Source organism: Actinoplanes oryzae (genome assembly GCF_030757795.1).
Classification (GTDB): domain Bacteria; phylum Actinomycetota; class Actinomycetes; order Mycobacteriales; family Micromonosporaceae; genus Actinoplanes.
The window spans coordinates 13,485-36,508 of the sequence record NZ_JAUQWH010000019.1 but is presented as its reverse complement, the minus strand read 5'-3'; the positions used below and the strand labels follow the sequence as shown (position 1 = coordinate 36,508).

The 23,024-nt window shown below is 73.1% G+C and carries 24 protein-coding genes and 1 riboswitch; of the genes, 14 read left to right on the top strand and 10 right to left on the bottom strand.

Translation table 11 applies throughout. From position 1 onward, the window contains the following. Positions 1-70: 70 nt before the first annotated feature. Entirely contained in the window at positions 71-1,213 is a 1,143-nt protein-coding gene (locus RBH18_RS09555) for an acyltransferase family protein (RefSeq protein ID WP_306205884.1), read from the top strand. On the opposite strand, the gene RBH18_RS09550 is transcribed toward RBH18_RS09555, so the two are convergent. Continuing rightward, positions 1,194-2,075, bottom strand: coding sequence for an LLM class F420-dependent oxidoreductase (locus tag RBH18_RS09550; RefSeq protein ID WP_306205882.1), 882 nt, complete (start codon positions 2,073-2,075; stop codon positions 1,194-1,196). The two genes, RBH18_RS09555 and RBH18_RS09550, sit on opposite strands and share 20 nt — an antisense overlap. Before the next feature lie 18 nt (positions 2,076-2,093). Further along, entirely contained in the window at positions 2,094-2,345 is a 252-nt protein-coding gene (locus RBH18_RS09545) for a hypothetical protein (RefSeq protein ID WP_306205880.1), read from the bottom strand. A 226-nt stretch (positions 2,346-2,571) separates the two neighbouring features. Here RBH18_RS09545 and RBH18_RS09540 point away from each other — a divergent pair, with 226 nt between their 5' ends. The 3 genes from RBH18_RS09540 (at position 2,572) to RBH18_RS09530 (ending at position 6,650) form a co-directional block, all read left to right on the top strand. After that, on the top strand, positions 2,572-3,129 hold the full coding sequence (locus RBH18_RS09540; RefSeq protein WP_306205878.1) for an HD domain-containing protein: 558 nt from the start codon (positions 2,572-2,574) through the stop codon (positions 3,127-3,129). 358 nt (positions 3,130-3,487) lie between these two features. Then, the gene (locus tag RBH18_RS09535) at positions 3,488-5,242 is read left to right on the top strand and encodes an FAD-dependent monooxygenase (RefSeq protein ID WP_306205876.1); all 1,755 of its coding nucleotides are present in this window, start codon (positions 3,488-3,490) and stop codon (positions 5,240-5,242) included. Positions 5,243-5,606: 364 nt separating this feature from the next. Then, positions 5,607-6,650 (top strand): NAD(P)-dependent alcohol dehydrogenase, encoded by a 1,044-nt coding sequence (locus RBH18_RS09530; RefSeq protein WP_306205952.1) that lies wholly within the window; start codon positions 5,607-5,609, stop codon positions 6,648-6,650. Between the two features lie 17 nt (positions 6,651-6,667). On the opposite strand, the gene RBH18_RS09525 is transcribed toward RBH18_RS09530, so the two are convergent. Both RBH18_RS09525 and RBH18_RS09520 read right to left on the bottom strand, forming a co-directional pair. Next, positions 6,668-7,069 (bottom strand): Clp protease N-terminal domain-containing protein, encoded by a 402-nt coding sequence (locus tag RBH18_RS09525; RefSeq protein ID WP_306205873.1) that lies wholly within the window; start codon positions 7,067-7,069, stop codon positions 6,668-6,670. Between the two features lie 80 nt (positions 7,070-7,149). Further along, complete coding sequence (locus RBH18_RS09520) at positions 7,150-9,081, bottom strand: S53 family peptidase (protein ID WP_306205871.1); 1,932 nt, start codon at positions 9,079-9,081, stop codon at positions 7,150-7,152. A 117-nt stretch (positions 9,082-9,198) separates the two neighbouring features. Here RBH18_RS09520 and RBH18_RS09515 point away from each other — a divergent pair, with 117 nt between their 5' ends. From RBH18_RS09515 to RBH18_RS09490, 6 genes are all read left to right on the top strand, one after another. After that, positions 9,199-10,068 carry an alpha/beta fold hydrolase gene (locus RBH18_RS09515; protein ID WP_306205869.1) on the top strand — a complete coding sequence of 290 codons (870 nt, stop codon included), beginning with the start codon at positions 9,199-9,201 and terminating at the stop codon, positions 10,066-10,068. A gap of 15 nt (positions 10,069-10,083) precedes the next feature. Continuing rightward, positions 10,084-10,872, top strand: coding sequence for a sulfite exporter TauE/SafE family protein (locus RBH18_RS09510; RefSeq protein WP_306205867.1), 789 nt, complete (start codon positions 10,084-10,086; stop codon positions 10,870-10,872). Positions 10,873-10,911: 39 nt separating this feature from the next. Then, positions 10,912-12,366 carry a serine/threonine-protein kinase gene (locus RBH18_RS09505; RefSeq protein ID WP_306205865.1) on the top strand — a complete coding sequence of 485 codons (1,455 nt, stop codon included), beginning with the start codon at positions 10,912-10,914 and terminating at the stop codon, positions 12,364-12,366. A gap of 73 nt (positions 12,367-12,439) precedes the next feature. Next, positions 12,440-13,270 carry a cyclase family protein gene (locus RBH18_RS09500; protein ID WP_306205863.1) on the top strand — a complete coding sequence of 277 codons (831 nt, stop codon included), beginning with the start codon at positions 12,440-12,442 and terminating at the stop codon, positions 13,268-13,270. 140 nt (positions 13,271-13,410) lie between these two features. Further along, on the top strand, positions 13,411-14,142 hold the full coding sequence (locus RBH18_RS09495; protein WP_306205861.1) for a DinB family protein: 732 nt from the start codon (positions 13,411-13,413) through the stop codon (positions 14,140-14,142). Between the two features lie 71 nt (positions 14,143-14,213). Beyond that, on the top strand, positions 14,214-14,546 hold the full coding sequence (locus tag RBH18_RS09490) for an STAS domain-containing protein (protein ID WP_306205859.1): 333 nt from the start codon (positions 14,214-14,216) through the stop codon (positions 14,544-14,546). Positions 14,547-14,646: 100 nt separating this feature from the next. Here the strand turns inward: RBH18_RS09490 and RBH18_RS09480 are convergent, their stop codons facing one another. The 4 genes from RBH18_RS09480 to RBH18_RS09465 form a co-directional block, all read right to left on the bottom strand. Further along, positions 14,647-15,060: a MerR family transcriptional regulator gene (locus RBH18_RS09480; RefSeq protein WP_306205857.1), complete on the bottom strand. Its 414-nt coding sequence runs from the start codon at positions 15,058-15,060 to the stop codon at positions 14,647-14,649. Continuing rightward, positions 15,057-15,341 carry a hypothetical protein gene (locus RBH18_RS09475; protein ID WP_306205855.1) on the bottom strand — a complete coding sequence of 95 codons (285 nt, stop codon included), beginning with the start codon at positions 15,339-15,341 and terminating at the stop codon, positions 15,057-15,059. The genes RBH18_RS09480 and RBH18_RS09475 overlap by 4 nt, the downstream gene beginning before the upstream one ends. Positions 15,342-15,506: 165 nt before the next feature. After that, a complete protein-coding gene (locus tag RBH18_RS09470; protein WP_306205853.1) occupies positions 15,507-15,728 on the bottom strand; it encodes a PspC domain-containing protein in 222 nt (73 codons plus the stop codon). A 93-nt stretch (positions 15,729-15,821) separates the two neighbouring features. Then, positions 15,822-16,169 carry a UBP-type zinc finger domain-containing protein gene (locus RBH18_RS09465; protein WP_306205851.1) on the bottom strand — a complete coding sequence of 116 codons (348 nt, stop codon included), beginning with the start codon at positions 16,167-16,169 and terminating at the stop codon, positions 15,822-15,824. A 101-nt stretch (positions 16,170-16,270) separates the two neighbouring features. On the opposite strand from RBH18_RS09465, the gene RBH18_RS09460 reads away from it, so the two are divergent. Next, positions 16,271-17,659, top strand: a complete 1,389-nt coding sequence (locus RBH18_RS09460) for a S8 family serine peptidase (RefSeq protein ID WP_306205849.1) — start codon at positions 16,271-16,273, stop codon at positions 17,657-17,659. Here RBH18_RS09460 and RBH18_RS09455 read toward each other — a convergent pair. Next, positions 17,646-18,848: an aminotransferase class V-fold PLP-dependent enzyme gene (locus RBH18_RS09455; RefSeq protein ID WP_306205951.1), complete on the bottom strand. Its 1,203-nt coding sequence runs from the start codon at positions 18,846-18,848 to the stop codon at positions 17,646-17,648. The two genes, RBH18_RS09460 and RBH18_RS09455, sit on opposite strands and share 14 nt — an antisense overlap. 96 nt (positions 18,849-18,944) lie before the next feature. Further along, a riboswitch (SAM riboswitch) is annotated at positions 18,945-19,060 on the bottom strand. Between the two features lie 23 nt (positions 19,061-19,083). Continuing rightward, a complete protein-coding gene (locus tag RBH18_RS09450; protein WP_306205847.1) occupies positions 19,084-20,376 on the bottom strand; it encodes a M20/M25/M40 family metallo-hydrolase in 1,293 nt (430 codons plus the stop codon). A 133-nt stretch (positions 20,377-20,509) separates the two neighbouring features. Between RBH18_RS09450 and RBH18_RS09445 the strand changes: the two genes are divergently transcribed. From RBH18_RS09445 to RBH18_RS09435, 3 genes are read left to right on the top strand one after another with little or no spacing between them, the layout of a single operon-like run. Next, complete coding sequence (locus RBH18_RS09445; protein ID WP_306205845.1) at positions 20,510-21,478, top strand: methionine ABC transporter ATP-binding protein; 969 nt, start codon at positions 20,510-20,512, stop codon at positions 21,476-21,478. Further along, positions 21,475-22,131 (top strand): methionine ABC transporter permease, encoded by a 657-nt coding sequence (locus RBH18_RS09440; RefSeq protein ID WP_306205844.1) that lies wholly within the window; start codon positions 21,475-21,477, stop codon positions 22,129-22,131. Before RBH18_RS09445 ends, RBH18_RS09440 begins: the two co-directional genes overlap by 4 nt. Beyond that, entirely contained in the window at positions 22,128-22,973 is an 846-nt protein-coding gene (locus RBH18_RS09435; RefSeq protein WP_306205842.1) for a MetQ/NlpA family ABC transporter substrate-binding protein, read from the top strand. The genes RBH18_RS09440 and RBH18_RS09435 overlap by 4 nt, the downstream gene beginning before the upstream one ends. The last annotated feature ends 51 nt before the right edge of the window (positions 22,974-23,024 follow it).

Sequence of the window (23,024 nt, the reverse complement as noted above, 5' to 3'; positions counted from 1 at the left end):
CCGTTCGGCCGACCGGCGAAGTCCCATGATCGATTACCTTCGGTGAGTTTGGTGAAACTGTGTCGATCATGTGGAGGTGCTGGTGACGAGCGTGCCAGCCGCGAAGGCGTCGAGCCGGGACGGGTATTTCGATACTCTGCGTGCTGTTGCCATCGTTCGGGTCGTGGCGTACCACGCCTTCCACTACGCCGTGCTCGCCCTGATCTTCCCCTCGATGGGCGTGATGTTCGCCCTGGGCGGTTCGCTGATGGCAAGCTCGCTCGGGCGCTCGGCCGGCCGCACGGTGATCAAGGGCCGCGTGCGCCGCCTGCTCCCCGCCCTCTGGGCCATGGGCCTGATCCTGGTCCCGGTCATGCTCGTCACCGACTGGGTGCACCGGCCCGCCTGGCCGTCGCTGCTGCTCTGGGCCGTGCCGCTGGCCCAGCCGCCCGCCAGCCACGGCGGCGGCGACGTGGCGGCCGAGGGCGCCGGCGTGCTGTGGTACCTGGCCACGTACCTGTGGTTCGTGCTGCTCTCGCCCCTGCTGCTGCGGCTCTATCGCAAGCAGCGGGTCCTGACGATCGTCGCGCCGCTGGTCGCGCTGGCGATCCTGCACAACCAGCCGCTCGTCACCGGCAACGCGGCGGTCAGCACGGCCGGCTACGTGCTGACCTTCCTGCCGTGCTGGGCGCTCGGCTTCGCCCACCGCGACGGCGACCTGCGCCGGATGCGGCCGGCCCTGGTCGGCGTACTCGCCGGGGTGTGCATGGTCGCCGGCCTGGTCTGGGTGATCTCCCACCCGGGACCGTGGGGGCTGGACCTCGTGCCGTTCCCGCTCGCGCACGCCGTCTACTCGATGGGCTTCGTGCTGGCGCTGCTGCGGGTGAGCCCGCCGATGGCCTGGCTGAGCCGGCTGCCGCTGGTCCAGCGGCTGGTCGCCGCGCTCAACAACCGGGCGGTGACCATCTATCTGTGGCACAACGTCGCCATCACCGTGGCGATCCTCATCGGCGACCGGCTGGAGCTGTGGGGGCTGCGCCAGGGCGCCGCGATCTACCTGGTCTTCTCGCTGATCGCGCTGAGCCTGCTGGTCGCGGCGGTGCTCGGGCTGGGCTGGGTCGAGGACCTGGCCGCCCGGCGTACGCCCCGGCTGCGCCCGTGGCCGGTGCCGCGCGCCAGGCACGCGGCACCGGTGGTCCCGGCCCGCCGGCAGCTCACGCGAACTGCGGGATGACCTCCTCGGCGAGGCGCTGCGCGGGCTCGTGGTCGTAGGCGACCCGCGGCACGTACACGATGACGTAGTCGGCGCCGGCCTCGGCGAGCTGCTCCACCTTGGCGATCGTCTGCGCCGGCGACCACGACAGGTCCAGCTCCAGGCTCGTCGACTTGGCGATGCTCGCGTAGTCGCGGCCCACGGCGTCGCAGTGGCCCTTCAGGACGCCGAGCTTGTGGCGGATGATCTCCGGGTCACCGTTGCCGACGTTGCAGCCGTTGGCGTACTGGGCGACCAGCTTGAGCGTCACCTTCTCGCCGCCGCCGCCCAGCCAGAACGACGGGTGCGGCTTGCGGACGCCCTTGGGCTCGTTGATCGGACCGTCGATGCGGTAGTGCCGGCCCTCGAACACCGGCCGGTCCTCGGTCCACATCTTGTGCACGATCTGCACGGCCTCGCGGAACTCGCCCATCCGCTGCGGGACGTCCTTCCACTCGTAGCCGTACGCCTTCCACTCGTGCTCGTACCAGCCGGCGCCGAGCCCCGCGTAGAGCCGGCCGTTGCTGGCCACGTCGACGGTCGAGGCGATCTTGGCGTACAGGGAGGGCTGGCGGTAGCCGTTGCAGCCGACCATCTGGCCGATGTTGACCCTGCTCGTGTCGCGGGCCAGGGTGGCGCTGACCGTCCACGCCTCGAAGACCGAGTTCATCGTGGGCTCGGGCACGGTGTGGAAGTGGTCGTAGACCCAGACGGAGTCCCACGGGCCGGCGTCGGCGAGGCGCGCGACGGCGGTCATCGCCTCGTACTGCTCGACCGGGTCGGCGATCTCGACCAGGTCCATCTTCCAGCCCTGCGGGACGAACAATCCGAAACGTACGCTCATGATCGTCAACGTACCGTGTCAGTGGCGTGGCGTGTTGCCACGCAGCGCGGCCAGGCTGCGCGCGCGGACGAGCGTCTGCCGGGGCCCCACGTCGCGGCCGTCGGCGGTGACCTCCATGCCGACCACCTCGTACCACGTCTCGTCGTCGTAGCGCAGAGGCCGCTGCCAGTCGACGCGCTCGACGCGCATGCGCAGCGTGCCGACGCCGAACCGGTAGTCCGTCTCCGGGAAACTGCTGACCGGCCCGAGCGGGCCCCGATTGCGCTCCATTCGTCCTCCACCCCTGGTGACGCTGCGTGATGCAGCACCCAGCATCCTCAGGCGGGCGGGCACATGCAAGCTCTCCTGCACGTGCATATGCACTCGGCGACGGGAAAAAGAAGATCGTATGTCCGGTTCCGGCCGTTCGGGGGAAAGGCTCTGGCCCGGCGTCGCATTCAGGTCCGGGACAGGCGTCGTTAAGCGGCCGTTCACCTGCGCGGACCACGATGCGACCATGACGGTTCGGACCGACGCGTTCGTAACGGCGGCACGCGAGACGGCGTGGGGTCTCATCGGCACGATGGGCAACCGCTGGCGTCACACCGCCGGGGTCGCCGAGCGCGCCGGCGAGCTGGCCACGGCCCTCGACCTCGACCCCGACGTCCTGGTCGCCGCCGCCTGGCTGCACGACATCGGCTACGCCGCCCCCATCGCGGCAACCGGTTTCCACCCCCTCGACGGCGCCGACCACCTCGCCGGCCGCGGCTGGCCCCTCGCCGTCGCCGCCATGGTCGCCCACCACTCCGGCGCCCGCTTCGTCGCCGCCGCCCGCGGCCTCGCCGAGCGCCTGGCCGTCTACCGCTACGACGAGGACACCCTCTCCGACGCCCTGACCTACGCCGACCAGACGGTGGGCCCGACGGGCGAACGCGTCACGGCGGCCGCCCGCCACGACGAGATGCTGCTGCGCCACGGCCCCGCCTCGTGGAACGCCAAGGTCGACCACCTCCGCGGCCCGTACCTCCTGGCGGTCGCGGACCGCGTCGAGCGCCTCCTCGCCACGCCCGCCTGACGCCGCCCGCCCGCCTCGGGAGCGGGCCGGCGGCCCGACGGCGAAGCGGTGCAGGCGCAGGCTGTTGAGCCCCACGACGACGACGGACCCTTCGTGGCGGGCGATGCCCAGTGGCAAGCAAGGACGACCAGAGTCTCGACGCCGCACGGCTGCACGCCATGGTGCTCAGCCACCGCGACTGGGTCGAGGTGAACACCTTCGGGGAGGTCCACCGCCACGGCCGGCGGCACCGAAGTAGCGCGTCCTGGTCAACTGGCCGCGGGTCGACAGCGATCGGCGAGGTTCGCGGAGCACTTCGCGGATGGCAGCAGCGCACGGTCGCCGACCGAGAAATGCCAACGACCACCGACTGCTCACCATGGCTGCGCATCCCTCGGCGTCTCTTCCATTATCTCACGAGCGGCATTTTCGACAGTGCGGGGTTGTGGCTTTCGGCTTGTCCGGTTGTCGCTACGGTGCCCGGCATGCTCAGCGGTGCCGAGAAATTCATGACCTCTGGGCGGGTACGGCTGTGGTCATCCGACACGCGATCGGACAGGCAGGCTCGAACCGAGGAGAGAATGTGATGATGACCGACGTCGTTGTCGTCGGTGGCGGTCCGGTCGGGCTGCTGCTGGCCGGCGAATTGGCGCTCGCCGGTGTGCGCCCCGTCGTGCTGGAGCAATTGTCCGAGCGCAGCACCGCGTACAAGGCGAACGCCCTGATCGGGCAGGTGGTCCGCTTCCTGGACCACCGAGGGTTGTATCAGTCGTTCGGCGGCCGTGGCCATCGGCCGCAGGCGGCTCCGGCGTTTCTGTTCGGCGCGCTGGTGCTGAATCTCTCCGGCCTGGCGGACAATCCGCTCTACGGTTTGCCGATTCCGCAGGCCCGTCTGGAATCGCTGCTGGAACAACGAGCCCGGGATCTCGGCGTGGACCTGCGACGCGGACACCGGTTGATGGAACTGCGTCAGGACGACCACGCCGTGTCCGTACGGGTGCAAGGCCCGGACGGCGAATACGAGCTGCGCTCCCGATATCTCGTCGGAGCCGATGGCGCCCGCAGCGGTGTGCGGAAGAAGATCGGCGTCTCGTTCGACGGCTTCACCGATCAGAGCATCGTCTCGCGTGCCGCGCACGTGGCCGTGCCGGCGTCGTCGATGAGCGCCGAGACCGGCGAACTTGTGCTGCCGGGAGGTGACCGGATCGGCCTGTACGCTTGGCACCGCACCGAACGTGGCGCCTACGTGATGGTGCCGCACACGCCCGGCGTGGTGATGGCTTCGGTGATCGAGTGGGACGGCCCACCCGTCGCCGGCGACACCCCGGTCACGATCGACGAGGTGGCCGACAGCCTCGGCCGGGTACTCGGCCAGGACCTGCCGCTGGCCGCGCCGCCGGCTCCGGGGCCGCACCTGCTGCGCCGTGGGTATGTCGCCAACACCCGGATCGCGTCCTCCTACCGGCACGGCCGGGTGTTTCTGGCCGGCGACGCCGCCCACGTGCATCCCGCGGTCGGCGCCCCCGGGCTCAACCTCGGGCTGCAGGACGCCGCCAACCTCGGCTGGAAACTCGCCGCCCAGGCGCACGGCTGGGCCCCGCCCGGGCTGCTCGACAGCTATCAGGCCGAGCGCCGTCCGGCCGCCGAACGGGTCACCATGCACACCCAGGCCCAACTGGCGCTCATGTCACCCGGTCCCGCCACCACCGCCCTGCGCCAGGTCGTCGGCGAGCTGCTCGAGATCCCCGGAGCGACCCGGCAGATCGCTGACCTGATGGCCGGCTCGGACGTCCGATACCCGATGCACCCCGGCACGCCGCACGCGCTCACCGGCCGGTTCGCCCCCGACCTCGACCTGCGGATCGCATCCCGGGACATCCGCCTCGCCGAGCTCCTGCACCCCGGCCGGCCGTTGCTGGTGGACCTCACGGGCACCGGTCCTTTCGCGGATCTGATCGCGCCCTGGGACGATCGCGTCGGCCTCGTCACCGCCCACACGGCGACACCACCGGCCGACGCCCTTCTCATCCGGCCGGACGGCTACATCGCGTGCGCCGTCGGCCCGGATGGCGCCGCACCACTCATCGACACCCTGGCTCTCTGGTTCGGCGAACCCCGGCACCGCGACGCGTAGTCCGGCCTCGCGTGCACTCGTCCCGCACAGACCGGCCGCTGGCCGACCCGGAGCGGGACGGCGGACGGGGAAGAACCCAGGTGACACCTCCTCCCGTGCTCGCGCGGTGGCGACGGCTTGCCCGCCGCCGTCGGCGAGCCGGGTGGGGTGTTCAGCGGCCGGGCTGCGTACGGACTTCTCGGTGCGGCGGGTCGCGACCACCTCGAGCCGGTCGAGGAGTTTCCCACCGCCCGCGAAGGGCGCGGGGGCCGGTCGCTGAGCGGGTGGGGTGCTCTGGCGGTACGCGTCTCGACAGGGACTCGTTGCCCCGCGGCGGCTGTGGTGACCTGGGATGTCCGATCGTCTTCAGTCACCGGAGGGCATCATCGCCACCGTCAATGCCATCGCCGCGCCGTCCGCCGCTGAGCCGCTCGTGCGTAGCACGATCGAGCGGCGCGGGGTCGGGCCGCGCGATGTTCTCATCGAGATCCGGTACGCCGGCATCTGCCACTCCGACATCCACGCCGCGCGCGGCGAGTGGGGCCCGGTGCCGTACCCGCTGACCGTCGGCCACGAGATCGTCGGCGTGGTCGCCGAGGCGGGCGCCGAGGTGACCCGGCACGCCGTCGGGGACCGGGTCGGCGTCGGGTGCATGGTCAACTCGTGCCGCGAGTGCGCCAACTGCCGGGCCGGCATGGAGCAGTACTGCCTCAAGGGCAACACCCAGACCTACGGCAGCGTCGACCGCGACGGCACTGTCACCCAGGGCGGCTACTCGACGCACGTGGTCGTCGATCAGGACTTCGTGCTGCGGGTGCCGGAGGCCATCCCGTACGAGAAGGCCGCCCCGCTGCTGTGCGCCGGCATCACCACCTACAGCCCGCTCGCCCACTGGAACGCCGGGCCCGGCAAGAAGGTGGCCGTGGTCGGCATGGGCGGTCTCGGTCACCTGGCCGTGAAGATCGCCGCCGCGATGGGCGCCGAGGTGACCGTGCTGTCGCAGACGCTGGGCAAGAAGGGCGACGGCCTGGCGTTCGGCGCCACGGACTACCACGCCACCAGCGACCCGGCGACCTTCGAGGCGCTCAAGCACACCTTCGACCTGATCATCAACACGGTCAGCGCGCCGATCGACATGGCCGCGTACCTGGGGCTGCTGCGCCTCGACGGCACTCTGGTCAGCGTCGGCGCGCCGCCGCAGCCCCTCGCGGTGCCGGTGTTCTCGCTGTTCGCCAACCGGCTGTCGTTCGCCGGGTCGGGCATCGGCAGCATCGCCGAGACCCAGCAGATGCTCGACTTCTGCGCCGAGCACGGCATCGCCCCGGAGATCGAGCTGATCGACGCGGGCTCGGTCAACGAGGCGTGGGAACGGGTGCTCACGTCCGACGTGCGCTATCGCTTCGTCATCGACATCGACACCCTGCGCTGACGCGGGGGTGCGACGGGTCAGCGGCGGCGGGCGAGCTCGGCCTCCACGGCGTCGTACGTGAGGCCGCCGAGCGCGCCGCCGCGCAGGACGCCGAGCAGCAGGTGGGCGGTGCCGATGCTGCCGGCGCCGCGCTGCTCGGCGGCCGTGGCGGCGTCGGTGACGGCCTGGCGCAGCGCCGGGGTGAAGGGGATGTGGGTCGGCGGGCGGGCCTCCCGGCGTACGAGATCGGGGGTCTGTGCCCCCAGCGCGGCCGCGACCCGCGCCGCGACGCCGCTGCGCACCCGCAGCAGCGCGGCCATGAGGTGGTCGCGGTCGACGACCGGGCTGCGGTGGTCCTCGGCGGCCGCGCGGGCGAGCACGACGGCGCGCTGGGCCGCGGGGGAGAGGTGGGCGAGCGGCGCTGCGGTGGGCACAGTCATGGCGGCCTCCTGTCTCGCACGGTAGCGACCCGCGCCCGGCCTCGGAAGGCCGGGCGCGGCGCGAGCAGGCCCCGAGGGTGTCAGTGGCCGGCGGTCAGGAACTTCGGGCCGGGCGTGCCGACGCCGGTCTCGGCGTCCCAGCCGGGGGTGGTGTGGATGGTGGTGGTCTGGACGTCGACCTGCTGCAGCAGGTACGAGCGGCCCTCCGCCGCGTCGACCGAGTTCACGTAGTTGGCGCGGGCCTGGTAGACGGGCTTGCGCGGCGCCTTGATGTCGGTCAGCGCCGCGGTGCCCAGCTCGCGGTAGTAGAGCGGGTTGACGAAGCCCAGGGCGTGGCGGGCCTGCTGGTTGGCGACCGCCTGGAGGCCGGCGAGCAGCGGGGAGGCGAGGCTGGTGCCGCCGATGCGGTACTCGTCGTAGTAGGTGCCGTCGGGGAAGTGCTGGGTCTGGCCGACGCGGAAGCCGGTGTTCGGGTCGCCGGGCATGGCGATGTCCGGGGTGGAGCGGGCGGGCGTCGCGCCGAAGTACTTCGCGACGGACGCCGGGACCCTGCCCTTCTGGTACCAGGGCTGCGCGAAGAGGATGCTCGTGCCGCCGCCTCCGCCGGAGCTGTACGCCGACGGGCCCCACGCGCCGTTCGCCAGGGTCTGGTAGGCGCTCTGCCAGCCGTACTCCCAGGTGCGCTTGCCCCGGGCGTCGATCCCCACGCTGGTGCCGCCGACGCTGGTCACGTAGGGCAGGTCGGACGGGAAGCTCACCGACTTGGCCGCCAGGTCGGTGCCGCCGGCGGTCTGGTCGCCGCTGTCGCCGCTGGAGAAGTCGACGGTGATGCCGGTCAGGGCCGCCTCGAGGGAGAACTGCTCGTAGAAGCGGACGGCCTCCGCGCCGAGCAGCTCGACGTCGTCGGTGCCGCTGCCCCACGAGTTGGTGATGATGTCCGCCACGTGGTCGTCGATCGTCTCGGCCCACGCCTCGTCGAGGCCGGTGACGCAGTCGCTGCCGCCGACGTAGACGATGTCCGCGCCGGGCGCCATGCCGTGGACGGCCTCGATGTCGAGCGTCTCCTCGCCGTACCAGCCGGCGGCGTCGCACTCCTCGACGTAGCCGTAGCCGTCGGCGGCGGGCGTGATCTGGCGGAACTGGCCGCGCTTGAGGGCGGGCAGGCCGTGCTCCCGGCTGTAGCGCTGGACGTCGTTCACGATGGTCGGCGAGGCGTACGCGTCGGTGACGGCCACGGTCACCCCACGCCCGTCGAGCCCGCGCTTGATCGCGCTGCTCACCCCGTACGCGGACTGGTACTGCTTGGGGGTGTAGCCGCACGTCACGTAGGGCGCTTTCGTCCCGTCGGGCGCCGCGGGAAGCGTGGTGGCGATCTTCTGGCCGTAGTAGGCGGAGCAGGGCGTCGCCGCGCGGAAGCCGTCCCCGGGCGGGGGCAGCGTGGCGCCGGGCTCCTTGAGCGCCGAGCCCTGGTCGATGCCGACCACCCCGGAGATCACCGCCGGGGCGTCCGCGGGCAGCGACAGGTCGGTGCTGTTCGCGTGGACCTTCTTTCCCTCGTACGTGTAGTCGCGCACGGTCGTCCCGAACGTCTTGTCGACCTGCGCCGTCGTGCCGCTCGCCTCGACGTAGAGGCCGCCCGCCACGGTGCCGCGCAGGTGCAGGCCCTGGGCGGTGAGCCACGAGGTGACCGCTCGCACGTCCGTCGCCGCCGGGGCGTAGCGCGACCGGAATTGGTCACTCGTCAGCCACTTGCCGTAGCTCGCGCTGTCCGGATCGGACACCTGAGCGAGCGTGGACTTCGCGCCGGCCTCGTCGCGCATCGTGAGCAGCAGGCCGAAGCTGATGGTCTCCGCGGCCCGCGGCGCGCCGGCGTCCCGGGCGCGGCCGAGCCAGCGGGGCTTGCTGCCGCTGAGCGTGTGCCGCCCGTGTCCGTCCGCGTAGGCCGGCAGGGGAGTGAGCGCCCCCAGCACGACAGTGCTCACGGCGAGCGCCGCGATCACCCGGTTTCTCATGGTTCGTCTCTCCCGTCGCCTGATGGCTGTACCAGGCAGACAACTCCTGTCGATGGGTTCCGGTCAAGAGGTGGGAGACTGTGGATCGACAGTCCTGTGCGAGGGAAAGGGGACGGCGTGCCCGTCGCGACGACCAACGGCATCGAGCTGGCGTACGAGACCTCGGGCGACCCTGACGGCCGGCCGCTGCTGCTGATCATGGGCCTCGGCGCCCAGCTGATCGACTGGCCCGAGGGCTTCCGCGCCGAGCTCGGGGCGCGCGGCTTCCAGGTGATCACCTTCGACAACCGGGACGCCGGGCTGTCCACCGCGCTCGACTCCGCCCCGCTGCCCGACCTGCGCGCGATCATGGCGGGCGACCCGGCCTCGGCGCCGTACCGGATCGCGGACCTCGCGGCCGACGCCGCCGGGCTGATCAAGGAGCTGGGCCTGGACCGGGTGCACGTCGCCGGGGCGTCCCTGGGCGGCATGATCGCCCAGCAGCTCACCATCGACTTCCCCGAGCGGGTCGCCAGCCTGTGCTCGATCATGTCGATGACCGGCGACCGCTCGGTCGGGCGGCCCACCCCCGAGGCCGCGGCGGTGCTCGGCCGCCCGCCCGTGGGCAGCCGCGAGGAGGCGATCGCCGCGAGCATCGCCGGCGCGAAGGTGATCGGGTCGCCCGGCTACCCGATCGACGAGCAGGAGCGGCTGCGGCGGGCCACGGCGAAGTACGACCGCTCCTACCGGCCGCTGGGCACACTCCGCCAGTACGCCGCCGTCCTCGCCTCGCCCGACCGCACCCCGGCGCTCGGCGCGATCACCGCTCCCACGCTGGTCGTCCACGGCGCCGCCGACCCCCTGATCGGCGTCGACGGCGGCCGCGCGACGGCGGCCGCCATCCCGGGTGCCGAGCTGCTCGTCCTCGAGGGCATGGGCCACGACCTGCCCCGGGAGCTGTGGCCCACGCTGGCCGACGCGATCGCCGCCAACGCCGCCCGTGCCTGACCGCACGGCCGCCGCGTGACCTGGGGCACCGGGCTCGCCGGGTTCGCCGCCGGACTGCTGATCGCGCTGGTCACCACGCCCGCCGGGGTGTCCGGCGCCGTGTTTTTGCTGCCCGTGCAGCTCAGCGTGCTCGGCGTGCCCAGCCCGGCGGTCACACCCACCAACCTGCTGTTCAACGTCGTGGCCGGCCCCGGCGCCCTGGTCCGCCACCTGCGCACCGGCGGGCTCGCCGGGCCGCTGACCCGGCTGCTGCTGGTGGGCGCGCTGCCGGGAGTGGTGCTGGGCGCCTGCGTCCGGGTCTTCGCCGTGCCCGGACCCCGCGTCTTCCGGCTGATCGTCGCCGTGGTGCTGCTGCCGCTCGGACTGTGGCTCGTCGTCCGGGCACTGCACCGCGACCTGCCCGCCCGCCCGCCGTTGTCGCGCCGCACCACGCTCGCGCTCGGCGCCGTGGCCGGCACGATCGGCGGCGTCTATGGCATCGGGGGCGGCTCGCTGATCGGCCCGGTGCTGGCCGGCCGGGGTCTGCCCATGACGGCGGTGGCGCCGGCGGCGCTGGCCTGCACGTTCGTGACGTCGGTCGCGGGCGCCGGGGCGTACGGGCTGCTGGCGCTGGTCACGAGCGGGGACGTCGCGCCGTACTGGGCGCTGGGCCTGCTCTGCGGCGCCGGCGGTCTGGTGGGCGGCTACGCCGGGGCGCGACTGCAGCCGCGGCTGCCCGACCGGGCGCTGCGCCTGCTGCTCGGCTGCCTCGCCACGGCTCTCGCCGCCGGCTACCTCGCCCAGAGCGTCACGGCAAGATCCTGAACGCCGGGCGGTGGCGGGCACCCGGTAGCGTCGCGGGTCATGACGAGCCTGCCGCTGCGCCCCGGCGACCCCGACCGGCTGGGCGGCTACGAGCTGCTCGGCCGCCTCGGCGAGGGCGGCATGGGCGTCGTCTATCTGGGCCGGGGCCAGGACGAGCGGCCGGTCGCCATCAAGGTCGTGCGCAGCGAGTACGCCGCCGAGCCCGAGTTCCGCGGCCGGTTCCGCAGCGAGGTGCGCCGGGCCCAGCAGGTGCCGCCGTTCTCCACGGCCGAGGTGCTCGGCGCGGACCCCGACCACGACCCGCCGTACCTGGTCGTCGAGTACGTCGAGGGACCCAGCCTCGCCGCCGTCATCCGCGAGCGCGGGCCGTTGCGGGGCGCCGCGTTGCACGGGGTGGCCGTCGGCATCGCCACGGCACTGACCGCCATCCACGGCGCCGGCGTCATCCACCGCGACCTCAAGCCGTCCAATGTGCTCGTGGCGCCCGGCGGCGTGAAGGTCATCGACTTCGGGATCGCGCGGCCGCTGGAGGCCACGAGCGCCCACACGCGGACGGATCAGATGGTCGGCACGGTGGCGTACATGGCGCCGGAGCGCTTCGACCCGGCGCACGTCGCGACCGTGAGCTTCCCGGCCGACATCTTCGCCTGGGGCGCCGTGGTCGCCTATGCGGCCACCGGGCGTACCCCCTTCGCCGCCGAGTCCCCACCGGCGACCGCCATGCGGATCATGACCCAGCCGCCGGACCTCACCGGGCTCGACGGGCCGCTGCGCGCGGTCGTCGAGCGGGCCCTGGCCAAGGATCCCGCCGCGCGTCCCACCGCGCGGCAGCTGCTCGACACGCTGCTCGCCGCGGAACGCGTGGACCCCGTCCCCGTCCCCGTCCCGGTCGCCCGGCCGCGCCGGGGCCGCCGCTGGGCCATCGCCGCCGCGGTCCTGTTGCTCGGGCTGGCCGCCGGCGGCGGGATCATCGCGCTGAGCTACGCCTCGTCCTCCGCCCCGGACCGGAAGACGCCGCCGGTGGCCGCCACCCGGGCCACCACGCAGGAGGACATGCTCAACGGGGACCGGAAGATCCTGCTGCATCTCGCGGACATCGACCGCGACCTCGAACTGCCCGTCGCCGAGCGCGCCAAGCCCGGCGGCGGCACCACGCCCGAGTCGGTCTTCACGCTCGTGCCCAGCGGCGTCGACCACCTCATCCGCTCGGCGGTGCCGGACTACCAGGGCGCGCCGCGCTGCCTGGGCGTCAAGCTCGACCCGCAGGGCTCGGCGAGCCTGGTGGAGACCGGCTGCGGCGTCACGAAGGCCACGCTGTTCCATCTGAGCCGCAACGAGCACCTGGACGAGCAGGGCCGGCCGACCTACGCGATCGTCAACGACGCGTACGGGATCGTGCAGTGGAACGAACGCGACCGCGAGATCTACGTCGAGGAGGCCGGCGACGGCCCGAACGACATCGCCTTCAGCCTGGTCGACCGCGGCGCCGCCTGACGGAGGTGCTTGCCCTCGCGGCCCGGGTGTGGTCACCTGCGACAAAGGTCACCGGCAGCGAGGGGGCACGACGATGTGTACCGAGCAGTGTCTGCGGCAGGAACCGGCCCGGTTGTCGCGGCGGGCGGCGCTGGGCGGGCTGGCCGCGGCGGCGTACACGGCGGTGGGGAGCGACCCGGCGCAGGCCGCACCGGCCGCGACCCCGCTGACCGGCACCCGGCGCGGGCTGCGGGATCTCACCTACCCGGTGTCGCCCGCGTTCCCGGCGTTCGCCCCGGGTGAGGAGGCGCGGCGGCGCACCTACACCACCATCGAGGACGACGGGTACTACATGCAGGAGTGGGTGCTGGTCGAGCACACCGGCACCCACGTGGACGCGCCCGGGCACTTCACGCCCGGCGGGCGGCTGTCGACGCAGCTGCGCCTCGACGAGCTGATCACCCCGGCCGTGGTGGTGGACATCGCCGGCAAGGCGGCCCACGACCCGGACGCCGAGGTCACGGTGGGCGACCTCAAGGACCACGAGCGACGGTACGGCCGGATCCCGCGCGACGCTGCCGTTCTCATGCACTCGGGGTGGGGCGCCCGGTCCGGTTCCCCCGCCGCCTACCGGGGCACCGACGCCGCCGGGGTGCTGCACTTCCCCGGGTTCAGCGCGGACGCCTGCGAGTGGCTGCTTGCCGAGCGCCGCATCCGGAGCCTGGGCGTGGACACGCTGAGCATCGACCCGGGCCGTTCCGAGGACTTCCCGGTGCACCTGACCCTGACCGGCGCCGACCGGTACGGGCTGGAGAATCTCGCGAACCTCGCCGGCCTGCCCCCGCGCGGGGCGACCGTGGTGGTGGGCCTGCTGCCGTTCGAGCAGGGTTCGGGCGGGCAGGCGCGGGTCTTCGCGGTGTGGTGACACAGTCTCGCTCGTATCGCCCGCCAGATGGCCGGCCGCTGGGGCAGGTCCGGCGCGATCGGCCCGGTGACCGTGCTGCCCGCCCGGCAGACCGGCGCTGACGGCGTACGGCGGTCCTGCGCGGCCGTGATAATGACGCCATGACGACTTACACCCGCACGAAGGAGTTCGAGGGCGCGACCTTCGTCAACGCCAGCTTCAAGGGCGCCACTGTGCGGTTCTCCGATGTCAGCGGCATGACGATGCGCGGCGTCGATGTGAACGGGCTCGACATCGACAGCCACGACCTGTTCTTCGGCAGCCTGATCGTCAACGGGGTCGACGTGGTGCCGTTCGTCGACGCCGAGCTCAACCGGCAGTTCCCGGGCCGCGAGCTGCAGAAGGCGCAGACGCCCGAGGGGCTGCGCGAGGGCTGGGTCGCCGTGCAGTCCGCGTGGCGGACGACGGTGGACAGCACGCCGCCGGACCTCGTGGACGCCCGCGTCGACGACGAGTGGTCGCTGGCCCAGACCCTGCGGCACCTCGTCCTGGCGACCGACGCCTGGCTGCGCGGGGGGATCCTGCGGATCGAGCAGCCGTTCCACGAGATCGGCCAGATCTTTACCGGCGCCGCCGAGGCGGGCTTCGACATGTCGATCTTCCGCGCGGACCCGCCGGCCTACGCGGAGATCCTCGCGGTGCGCGCCGAACGACAGCAGCAGGTGACCGACTTCCTGGCCACGGCAACGCCGGAGCTGCTCGCCGAGGACCGCGCGAACCCGTGGGGCGGCGACGACTGGCATCCCACCGTCGGCGACTGCGTCCGCGTGATCCTGGAGGAGGAGTGGGCACACCTGCGCTACATCCGGCGGGATCTCGCCCGTATGCGGTAGCCGGAGCGCAGCCGGCAAGGGTCCCCCTCGCGTGGCGCGACGGCGGGCAAGATCGCGGCTATTCTCGTCAGATGTCTGGTACAACCGCCGTCGCCTACGAGCCGGTCACCACGGACGGCCTGCTGCTCGCCTCCCTGTCCGGCGAGCTCGACCTCGACAGCGCCGACGAGGTGCGGGACAGCCTCGCCGCCGCCGCCCAGGGTGCCGGCGTCCGCTATCTGCACGTCGACGTCAGCGACCTGGGGTTCATCGACTCCTACGCGCTCGGTGCCCTGGTCAGCGCCCGCAACACGGCCGCGGCCTCCGGCGTGACGCTGACGCTCACCCGCCCGTCGCAGCCGGTGCGCAAGGCGATCCAGGTCACCGGTCTCGCCGATGTGTTCGGCCTGCCCAAGGAGCCCTGACGCCGGTCCGGCCCGGCGTAATAGGGCGCGCCCGGACTCAACTGTCGCGTAGGCGGCGAGGGCGAAGGACGACACCGCGATGAGGCGCAGCGCGGCCCGCTCAGCAGGGCCCGGCGGCGCCGGTGGGCGGGCCGGTGAAGGGGATGGGGCAGGCGGGATGGGCCGTGCAGGCGACCAGGTCGTCGCAGCCCGCGGCCACGGCGGCGCGCAGGGTCGTGGCGATCACCTGCAGGTCGGCGATCTTCGCCTCGATCTCGGTGAGCTTGGCGCGGGCCCGCCCGGCCATGCCCTCCCGGTGGCTCTCGAGCAGGTCGGCGATCTCGTCGAGGGTGAAGCCGAGCCGCTGCGCCGCCTTGATCACCCGCAGCACCGTGACCGCCGACTCGGGGTAGAGCCGGTGCCCGCCCAGGCTGCGCGCCGGCTCGGCCAGCAGCCCCCGGCGCTCGTAGTAGCGCACGGTCTGCGGGTTCACGCCCGCCCGCGCGGCGACCTCGCCGCTGCGCAGGCCGGTCATGACAGCCGGTCCAGCACGGCGGCGTACGCGGGCGGCACCTCGATGTCGAGCCGCAGCGACGCCGGGCCGGGACGGAACGTGAAGGAGAAGAAGGAGCAGCACCGGCTCTCGCGCGCGGCCAGCGACCGGGCTTCCGCCTCGGCCGCCGGGTCCAGCTCCCAGCGCAGGACCGTGGCGGACAGCCGGCGCCGGGAGCGGACCGCCGTGGCGATGAGGGTGCCGAGCTCCGCGAGCCGCAGCGGGCGGTCCGCGGCGGGCAGGGTGCACGCGTCGGGCGTCATGCCTCGACGGTAAGCCCGTACCCCGGTACCGGATGCAACCCGGCCTCGCCGGACAGGGGAGGCCGGGATGTTAGGGGTCCGGCCGGGCAACCCGGCCTCGCCGGCCAGGGGTCAGGCCGGGATGCCAGGGATCAGGCCGGGCAACCCGGCCTCGCCGGCCAGGGGTCAGGCCGGGCGCTCGGCCGGCATCAGGATCCACAGCAGCGGGTAGACGAGCAGCTGGCTGCCCGGGATGACCAGCAGCACCAGGACGAACAGCAGCCGGAAGAGCCACGGGTCGACGCCGAAGCGGCGCGCGAGTCCGGCGCACACACCGGCGAGCAGCCGGCCCTGGCGGGGGCGGGTGAGGCCCTGGCGGGTCATCGAGTCGGAGAATGTGGTGGCCATGGTCGGTGCCCTTCGCCGGAGTGCCGTGCTGACCACTCAAGGGTGGCGCAGCGGCACCCCGGCGAGCATCAGGCGACGCCCGGAGACGGACCCCTAATTCAGCTGGGACTTCCAGTCGGCCGGCACCGAGCCCGCGGGTCCGGGGACGGTCTGGTCGAGCGGCCGGTGGGTGGGCGGCGCCAGCTCGGGGCCGGAGCCGGACTCCGAGGTCGAGAAGTCCCAGTACCAGTCCTCCCCGGGCTCGAACGACTGGATCACCGGGTGCCCGGTGGTCTGCCAGTGGGCGGTGGCGTGCTGGGCGGGCGAGGTGTCGCAGCAGCCGATGTGCCCGCACTGGGCGCAGCGCCGCAGGTGGAACCACCAGCCGCCCTTCTCCAGGCACTCGGCGCAGCCCGTGCCGGACGGCGGGACCTCGGTCTGGATGGGTGATTCATCTGTCATGCCGCCCAGTCTTACCCGACTTGCTCTCCGGGGACCCCTCAGGGAGTCGCTGTGTGACGCCGATGGTTCCCCTGCGAACACCGAACCGGGGGAGGAAAGCCGTGGTGCGCAAGTGGTGGTTGGTGCCGGTCGTGGCGGCCTCGGGACTGTGGGCCACCCCCGCGTACGCGGCCGACGGCGCCGCGGTCACCACGGTCGCGCGCGTCGTGGACCAGGCCGGGCGCCCGACGTTCGTGGAGGTCAGTGCCCGTACGGCGGCCGAGGAGCGCCGCCTCGCGGACAGCCTGCCGGGCAGCGTCGGTCACGCGGTCGAGACGACTGCCACGGTGGCCGCCACGCCGGACGACCCGCGGCGCCCGGACCAGTGGTCGCTGGACCGCCTGCGCGCCGACAGCCTGCCCGCGGTCGACCTGACCGGGCAGCTGGTCGCGATCGTGGACACCGGGGTCGACGCGGCGCACGAGGACTTCGCGGCGGGGCAGGTGCGCTGCGACCTGGGCAGGGACTTCGTGAGCGGCGGGAACGGGTGCACCGACCCCGAGGGGCACGGCACGCACGTCGCCGGGATCGCCGCGGCCGCCACGAACAACGGCAAGGGCGTCGCCAGCCTGGCGTCGGGGCTGGAGATCCTGCCCGTACGCGTGATGAACGCCCAGGGCGCGGGCACCTCCACGAACATCGCCAACGGCATCGTGTACGCCGTCGACCACGGCGCCACGGTGATCAACGTGTCGGCCGCCGGGGCGTACTCCGCGGTGTACGACCAGGCCGTCGCCTACGCCACCGCGAGGGACGTGCCCGTCGTGGCGGCCGCCGGCAACAACGGCGGCGAGGGCAACCAGGCGCTGTGGCCGGCGTCGTCGCCGGGCACGATCGCGGTCGCCGCCACCGAGCCCGACGGCGGCCTGGCGCCCTACTCCAACACCAGCGGCGTCGCCGACATCGCGGCCCCGGGCAGCGACATCCCCGGCCTCGACGCGCTGACCGGCGGGTACGTCACCCGGTCCGGCACCTCGATGGCCGCGCCGCTGGTCTCCGCCTCGGTGGCGCTCTACCGGGCGTCGCACGCGGGCGCCACGGTGGTGCAGACCCGCCAGGCGCTCGCCGCCACGGCCGACGACGCGGGCGACCCGGGCGTGGACGCCGCGTACGGGGCCGGCGTCGTGGACCCGTACGCCCTGGTGTCGGACGAGGTCCCGACCGTGACCCTCTCCACCCTCGCCGTGGCCAAGCGGTCCTCGATCACCGTGCGGGTGACCGGCTTCAAGCCGAACACCACCGTGACCGTGCTGGAGACCTACCGCTACGCGCGCAGGAACGTCTTCATCAGCAAGACGGTCGCGCTGGGCCGGGCGAAGGTGAGCCGGTCCGGGGCCGGGATCCGCCTGGTACGCCCGGTGCAGTCGGCCGCCTCCGGCAAGCTGACCGTGCGGGGCACCGCCGCCGACGGCTCCGAGGTCCGCGTGACCAACACCATCAAGGTCGGGTGAGCTCGGCCAGCGCGCCGAGCAGGCGGTCGACGTCGTCGTCGCGGGTGCCGAGACCGAAACTGATCCGCAGCAGTCCGGTGGACGCGTCGTCGCACGTCGCCGCGGCCGTGCGACCGGTCAGGTGGCGGGTCAGCGGGTGCGCGCAGAACTGCCCGGCGCGCACCCCGATCGCGTACTGATCGTCCAGGGCCGCGGCGATCGCGGCCGGGTCGTGCCCGGGGACGGCCAGCGCCACGATGCCGACCCGCGGGCTGTCCGGGCCGAACACGCTGACCTCGGTCACGCCGGGCACCGCCGCGAGCCCGGCGCGCAGCCGGGCGAGGAGCTCCTGCTCGCGGTCGTGCAGGGCGTCGCGGTCGGCGTGCAGCAGGGCGTGGCAGGCGGCGCCGAGGGCGACCGCGCCGGGCAGGTTGGGGGTGCCGCCCTCGTGCCGCGCCGGGCCGGTGGCCCAGACGACCTCGCCGGGCGTCTCGCCGACGGCCGCGCTGGCGCCGCCTCCGGCCAGGTAGGGCTCGGCCGCGTCGAGCCAGTCGGCCCGCCCGATCAGGGCGCCCGCCCCGAACGGCGCGTACAGCTTGTGGCCGGAGAACGCGATGTAGTCGGCCCCGAGATCGTCGAGCGAGATCGGGGCGTGCGGGGCGAGCTGGGCGGCGTCGACCACGAACCGGGCCTCGTGCGCGTGGGCCACCGCGGCCAGCTCCCGCAGCGGCCACACCTCGCCGGTCACGTTGCTTGCGCCGGTCACCGTCAGGACGGCGGGGCCGTCGATCGACCGGAGAGCGGCTTCGGCGGCGGCGACGGGGTCGCCCGTCACGGGAAGGCGCAGCTGCTTCGGCCAGGGCAGCAGGTTGGCGTGGTGCTCGCCGGCGAACACGACCGTCGTGGTGCCCTCGGGCAGGGCGCGGGCCAGCAGGTTGAGCGCGTCGGTGGTGTTGCGGGTGAAGACGACGTGGTCGCCGGGGCGGGCGCCGGCGAACTCGGCGACCCGCTCGCGGGCCTGCTCGTAGGCGCGGGTGGAGGCGGCCGAGCGCGCTCCCGTGCCGCGGTGGACGCTTCCCGAGTACGGCAGCACGGCCGCGACCGCGTCGGCGGCGGCCCGGCAGCAGGGCGCCGACGCCGCGTAGTCGAGGTGCGCGAAGCGGACGACCTCGCCGCTGGGCAGCTCGGCCTTGAGGTCGTCGCCCACGATGTCGAGGCCGCGGCCCTGCTCCTGGGACAGCGAGCCGACGGTGGCAGGTGCTGAGGTCACGGTGATCTCCCGTGGGTAGGGGACCCCACCCGTGGAGGTCCGCGCTTGCCCGCACCGGGTCCGGCACGAGCCTGGTCCTCACCCGGGGCACCCCATCGCGGAGGAAGGGTTGCCGGCCAGCAAGCCGGGGCTACGCGCTGGCACTCATGACCGGGATCGACGGTAGCAGAACCCGTCAGGCGGTGCGCAAGAGCCGATCGAGGACCCGTGTCCCGAAGCGCAGCGCCTCGATCGGCACCCGCTCGTCGACGCCGTGGAACAGCGCGGTGAAGTCCAGCTCGGGAGGCAGCCGCAGCGGCGCGAAGCCGAAGTGCCGGATCCCGAGCCGCGCGAAGGCCTTGGCGTCGGTCCCGGCCGCCAGCATGTACGGCAGCAGCCGCGCGCCCGGATCCTCGGCGGCGACCGCGGCGCCGATGGCCGCCACCAGGTCACCGTCGAACGTCGTGGAGACGGCGGGCAGGCTGTCCCACTCGACCTCGATCTCCGGGCCGAGCACCCGGCCGAGCTCGGCGCGGAACTCCTCGTCGCGCCCCGGCAGCGTCCGCCCGTCCAGCTCGGCGCGCGCGACCGACGGCACCACGTTCGACTTGGTGCCCGCCGAGACGATCGTCACGGTTGCCGTGTCGCGCAGCGTCGCCTCGATCAGCCGCCGCAGGTGCCCGAGGTGCTGCAGCGCCGCCTCGGGGTCCCGCTCGTCGAAGGGAACCCCGGACAGGGTCAGGAACGAGCGCACCGGGTCGGTCAGCACCACCGGGAAGCGGTGCCGGTCGAGCCGGTCGAGGGCCCGGGCCAGCGTGGCGATCGGGTTGTCGGTGTGCAGCAGGGAGCCGTGCCCGCTGGTGCCGCGGGCGGCCAGGCGCAGCCACATCGAGCCCTTCTCGGCGGTCTCCACCAGGTACGCCCGCGGCCCGTCGCCGAGCTGCACGGAGAAGCCGCCGACCTCGCTGATCGCCTCGGTCGCGCCCGCGAACAGCTCGGGGCGGTGGGTGACGAGCCACTGGGCGCCGACGACACCGCCGGCTTCCTCGTCGGCCAGAAACGCGAAGATCAGATCCCTTGCCGGTACGACGCCGGAGCGCTTGAGGTGCCGCGCGACGGCCAGGGTCATCGCCAGCATGCCCTTCATGTCGACGGCGCCGCGCCCCCACACGTACCCGTCGCGAACCTCCCCGCCGAACGGGTGGACCGTCCACTCGCCGGGGTCGGCGGGCACGACGTCGAGGTGCCCGTGGATCAGCAGCGCGCCGCGGGACGGGTCGGCGCCGGGCAGCCGCGCGATCACGTTGCCCCGGCCGGGCGCCCCGGACTCGACGTACGAAGGCTCGTAACCGGCCTCGGCCAGCCGCGCGGCGACCCATTCGGCGGCCGCGCGCTCGGGACCCGGGCCGCCGTACGTGCCGGGGTTGGTGGTGTCGATCCTGATCAGCTCGCTCGCCAGCGCGACGACCTCGTCCTCGGGAAGGTCCATCGCCGACTTGTAGCAGATCGTGCCCGTCCGGAACGAGACCGGTGACGGTGGTTACACCGGCGCGCGCTGGGCATGACGGCTGGGTTACGGTCTCGGGCACGCAATGCCTACCTAGTTTATAGGATTTTAACAGTTGATACGGATCGAGGGACTTCGCAAGACGTACCGCGCGCGGCGCCGTGAGGTCGTCGCCGTGGACGGGGTGGACCTGCGGGTCCGGCCCGGCGAGATCTTCGGGGTGCTCGGGCGCAGCGGCGCCGGCAAGAGCACCCTGCTGCGCTGCGTCAACCTGCTCGAGCGGCCCGACGCGGGCACGGTCGAGGTGGACGGCGTCGAGCTGACCGGGCTGGGGGAGCGCCGGCTGCGCGAGCAGCGCCGGCGCCTCGGCATGGTGCACCAGCACTTCGCGCTGCTCGGCTCGCGGACGGCGGCGGGCAACGTCGCGTACGCCCTCGAGGTGGCCGGCGTGCCCCGCGCCGAGCGCACCCGGCGGGTCGCCGAGCTGCTGGAGCTGGTCGGGCTGGCCGACCGCGCGGGGGCGTACCCGGCGCAGCTGTCCGGCGGGCAGAAGCAGCGCGTCGGCATCGCCCGCGCGCTGGCCGCGGACCCGAAGGTGCTGCTCTCCGACGAGGCCACCTCGGCGCTCGACCCGGAGACCACCCGCTCGGTCCTCGATCTGCTGCTCGACCTCAACCGCCGGCTCGGGCTGACCATCCTGCTCATCACCCACGAGATGGAGGTCGTCAAGCGGATCTGCCACTCGGCGGCCGTGATGCGCGACGGCCGGTTCGTCGAGTCCGGCCCGGTGACCGAGCTGCTGGCCAAGCCGGAGTCCGAGCTGGCCCGCGGCCTCTTCCCGCCCTCGCAGGCGCCGGCGCGCGACGGCGAGGAGGTGCTCGACGTGCTGGTCAGCGGCGAGGCGGCCGACGCGCCGCTGCTGTCGTCGCTGGCCCGCGAGCTCGGCATCGACGTCCGCCTGATCGACGGCGGCGTGGAGACCCTGGCCACCGGCCGGGCCGGGCGGCTGCGCCTGGCGGTCTCCGGCCGGCGCGCCGAGGCGGCCGAGTTCCTGCGCGCCCGCGGTGCGGGGGTGGCGGCATGACGGCCGAGGAACTCACCGAGCTGCTCTGGGAGGGGCTCAAGGAGACCCTCTGGATGGTCGGCGTCGCGACGCTGGTCACCGTGGTGGGCGGGCTGCTGATCGGCGTGCTGCTGGTGCTCACCGACCGCGGCGGGCTGCTGCCGGCCCGGCCGGTCAACGCGCTGCTCGGCCTGGTCGTCAACGTCGGCCGGTCGCTGCCGTTCATCATCCTGCTGGTCGCGGTCATCCCGTTCACCCGGGCGCTGGTCGGCACGACCATCGGCACCACCGCCGCGATCGTGCCGCTCGCGATCGGTGCCATCCCGTTCTACGCCCGGCTGGTCGAGACCGCGCTGCGGGAGGTACCCGCCGACGTGGTGGCCGCCGCCGTGGCCATGGGCTCGTCGCGGGCCCAGATCGTCGGCAAGGTCCTGCTGCGCGAGGCCCGCTCCGGGCTCGTCGCGGGCCTGACCGTCACCGTGATCGCGCTGGTCGGCTACTCCGCCATGGCCGGCGTGGTCGGCGGCGGTGGGCTCGGCGACCTGGCCATCCGCTACGGCTACCAGCGCTTCGAGACCGAGGTCATGATCGCCACGGTCGTCGTCCTGGTCGTCCTCGTCCAACTCGTTCAGATGCTCGGCGACATCCTCGTCCGCCGGCTGTCCCACCGATGAGAAAGGCACCACTCATGCGCCGCCGCCACACCCTCGCCGCCATCGTCGCCGCCACCGGCCTCCTGCTCGGACTGGCCGGCTGCGGCGGCTCGGACGACGACGCGTCCTCGTCGTCCAGCGACACGCTCAAGGTCGGCGTCAGCCCCGTGCCGCACGGCGAGATCCTCAAGTACGTCGCGGACAACCTCGCGGCCAAGGAGGGCCTGAAGCTGGACATCGTCGAGTTCAACGACTACATCCAGCCCAACGTGGCCCTGCAGGAGAAGCAGCTCGACGCGAACTACTTCCAGCACATCCCGTACCTGGAGGAGGAGGTCGCGTCGAAGGGCTACAAGTTCACGCCGCTCAAGCCGGTCCACATCGAGCCGCTGGGCGTCTACTCCAAGAAGGTCAAGAGCCTCGCGGAGGTGCCCGACGGCGGCACGGTCGCGGTGCCGAACGACCCGTCCAACTCGGGCCGTGCGCTGAACCTGCTCGCCAAGAACGGGCTCATCACCCTCAAGGAGGGCGTGGGCGTCAAGGCGACCGAGAAGGACATCACGGGCAACCCGAAGAACCTCAAGTTCTCCGCGCTCGAGGCCGCCCAGCTGCCGCGCAGCCTCGACGACACGGCGCTGTCGGTGATCAACGGCAACTACGCGATCGAGACCGGGCTCAGCCCCGCCAAGGACGCGCTGGCGCTGGAGGAGGGCAAGGACAACCCGTACGCGAACCTGGTCGTCGTGCGCACCGGCGACGAGAGCGACCCGCGCATCACGAAGCTCGAGACGCTGCTGCACTCGCCCGAGGTCAAGAAGTTCATCGAGGACAAATACCAGGGATCCGTCCTCGCCGCGTTCTGATCCGAAAAGATGACCCGAGCAGGCGAATTACCGGACGAAACGGTCGAAAAG

Coding starts and splice junctions, on each gene's coding strand:
- RBH18_RS09550 (WP_306205882.1), bottom strand. CDS start 2,075: ATGAGCGTACGTTTCGGATTGTTCGTCCCGCAGGGCTGGAAGATGGAC.
- RBH18_RS09545 (WP_306205880.1), bottom strand. CDS start 2,345: ATGGAGCGCAATCGGGGCCCGCTCGGGCCGGTCAGCAGTTTCCCGGAG.
- RBH18_RS09540 (WP_306205878.1), top strand. CDS start 2,572: ATGACGGTTCGGACCGACGCGTTCGTAACGGCGGCACGCGAGACGGCG.
- RBH18_RS09535 (WP_306205876.1), top strand. CDS start 3,488: ATGGCTGCGCATCCCTCGGCGTCTCTTCCATTATCTCACGAGCGGCAT.
- RBH18_RS09525 (WP_306205873.1), bottom strand. CDS start 7,069: ATGACTGTGCCCACCGCAGCGCCGCTCGCCCACCTCTCCCCCGCGGCC.
- RBH18_RS09520 (WP_306205871.1), bottom strand. CDS start 9,081: ATGAGAAACCGGGTGATCGCGGCGCTCGCCGTGAGCACTGTCGTGCTG.
- RBH18_RS09505 (WP_306205865.1), top strand. CDS start 10,912: ATGACGAGCCTGCCGCTGCGCCCCGGCGACCCCGACCGGCTGGGCGGC.
- RBH18_RS09500 (WP_306205863.1), top strand. CDS start 12,440: ATGTGTACCGAGCAGTGTCTGCGGCAGGAACCGGCCCGGTTGTCGCGG.
- RBH18_RS09495 (WP_306205861.1), top strand. CDS start 13,411: ATGACGACTTACACCCGCACGAAGGAGTTCGAGGGCGCGACCTTCGTC.
- RBH18_RS09490 (WP_306205859.1), top strand. CDS start 14,214: ATGTCTGGTACAACCGCCGTCGCCTACGAGCCGGTCACCACGGACGGC.
- RBH18_RS09480 (WP_306205857.1), bottom strand. CDS start 15,060: ATGACCGGCCTGCGCAGCGGCGAGGTCGCCGCGCGGGCGGGCGTGAAC.
- RBH18_RS09475 (WP_306205855.1), bottom strand. CDS start 15,341: ATGACGCCCGACGCGTGCACCCTGCCCGCCGCGGACCGCCCGCTGCGG.
- RBH18_RS09470 (WP_306205853.1), bottom strand. CDS start 15,728: ATGGCCACCACATTCTCCGACTCGATGACCCGCCAGGGCCTCACCCGC.
- RBH18_RS09465 (WP_306205851.1), bottom strand. CDS start 16,169: ATGACAGATGAATCACCCATCCAGACCGAGGTCCCGCCGTCCGGCACG.
- RBH18_RS09450 (WP_306205847.1), bottom strand. CDS start 20,376: ATGGACCTTCCCGAGGACGAGGTCGTCGCGCTGGCGAGCGAGCTGATC.
- RBH18_RS09440 (WP_306205844.1), top strand. CDS start 21,475: ATGACGGCCGAGGAACTCACCGAGCTGCTCTGGGAGGGGCTCAAGGAG.
- RBH18_RS09435 (WP_306205842.1), top strand. CDS start 22,128: ATGAGAAAGGCACCACTCATGCGCCGCCGCCACACCCTCGCCGCCATC.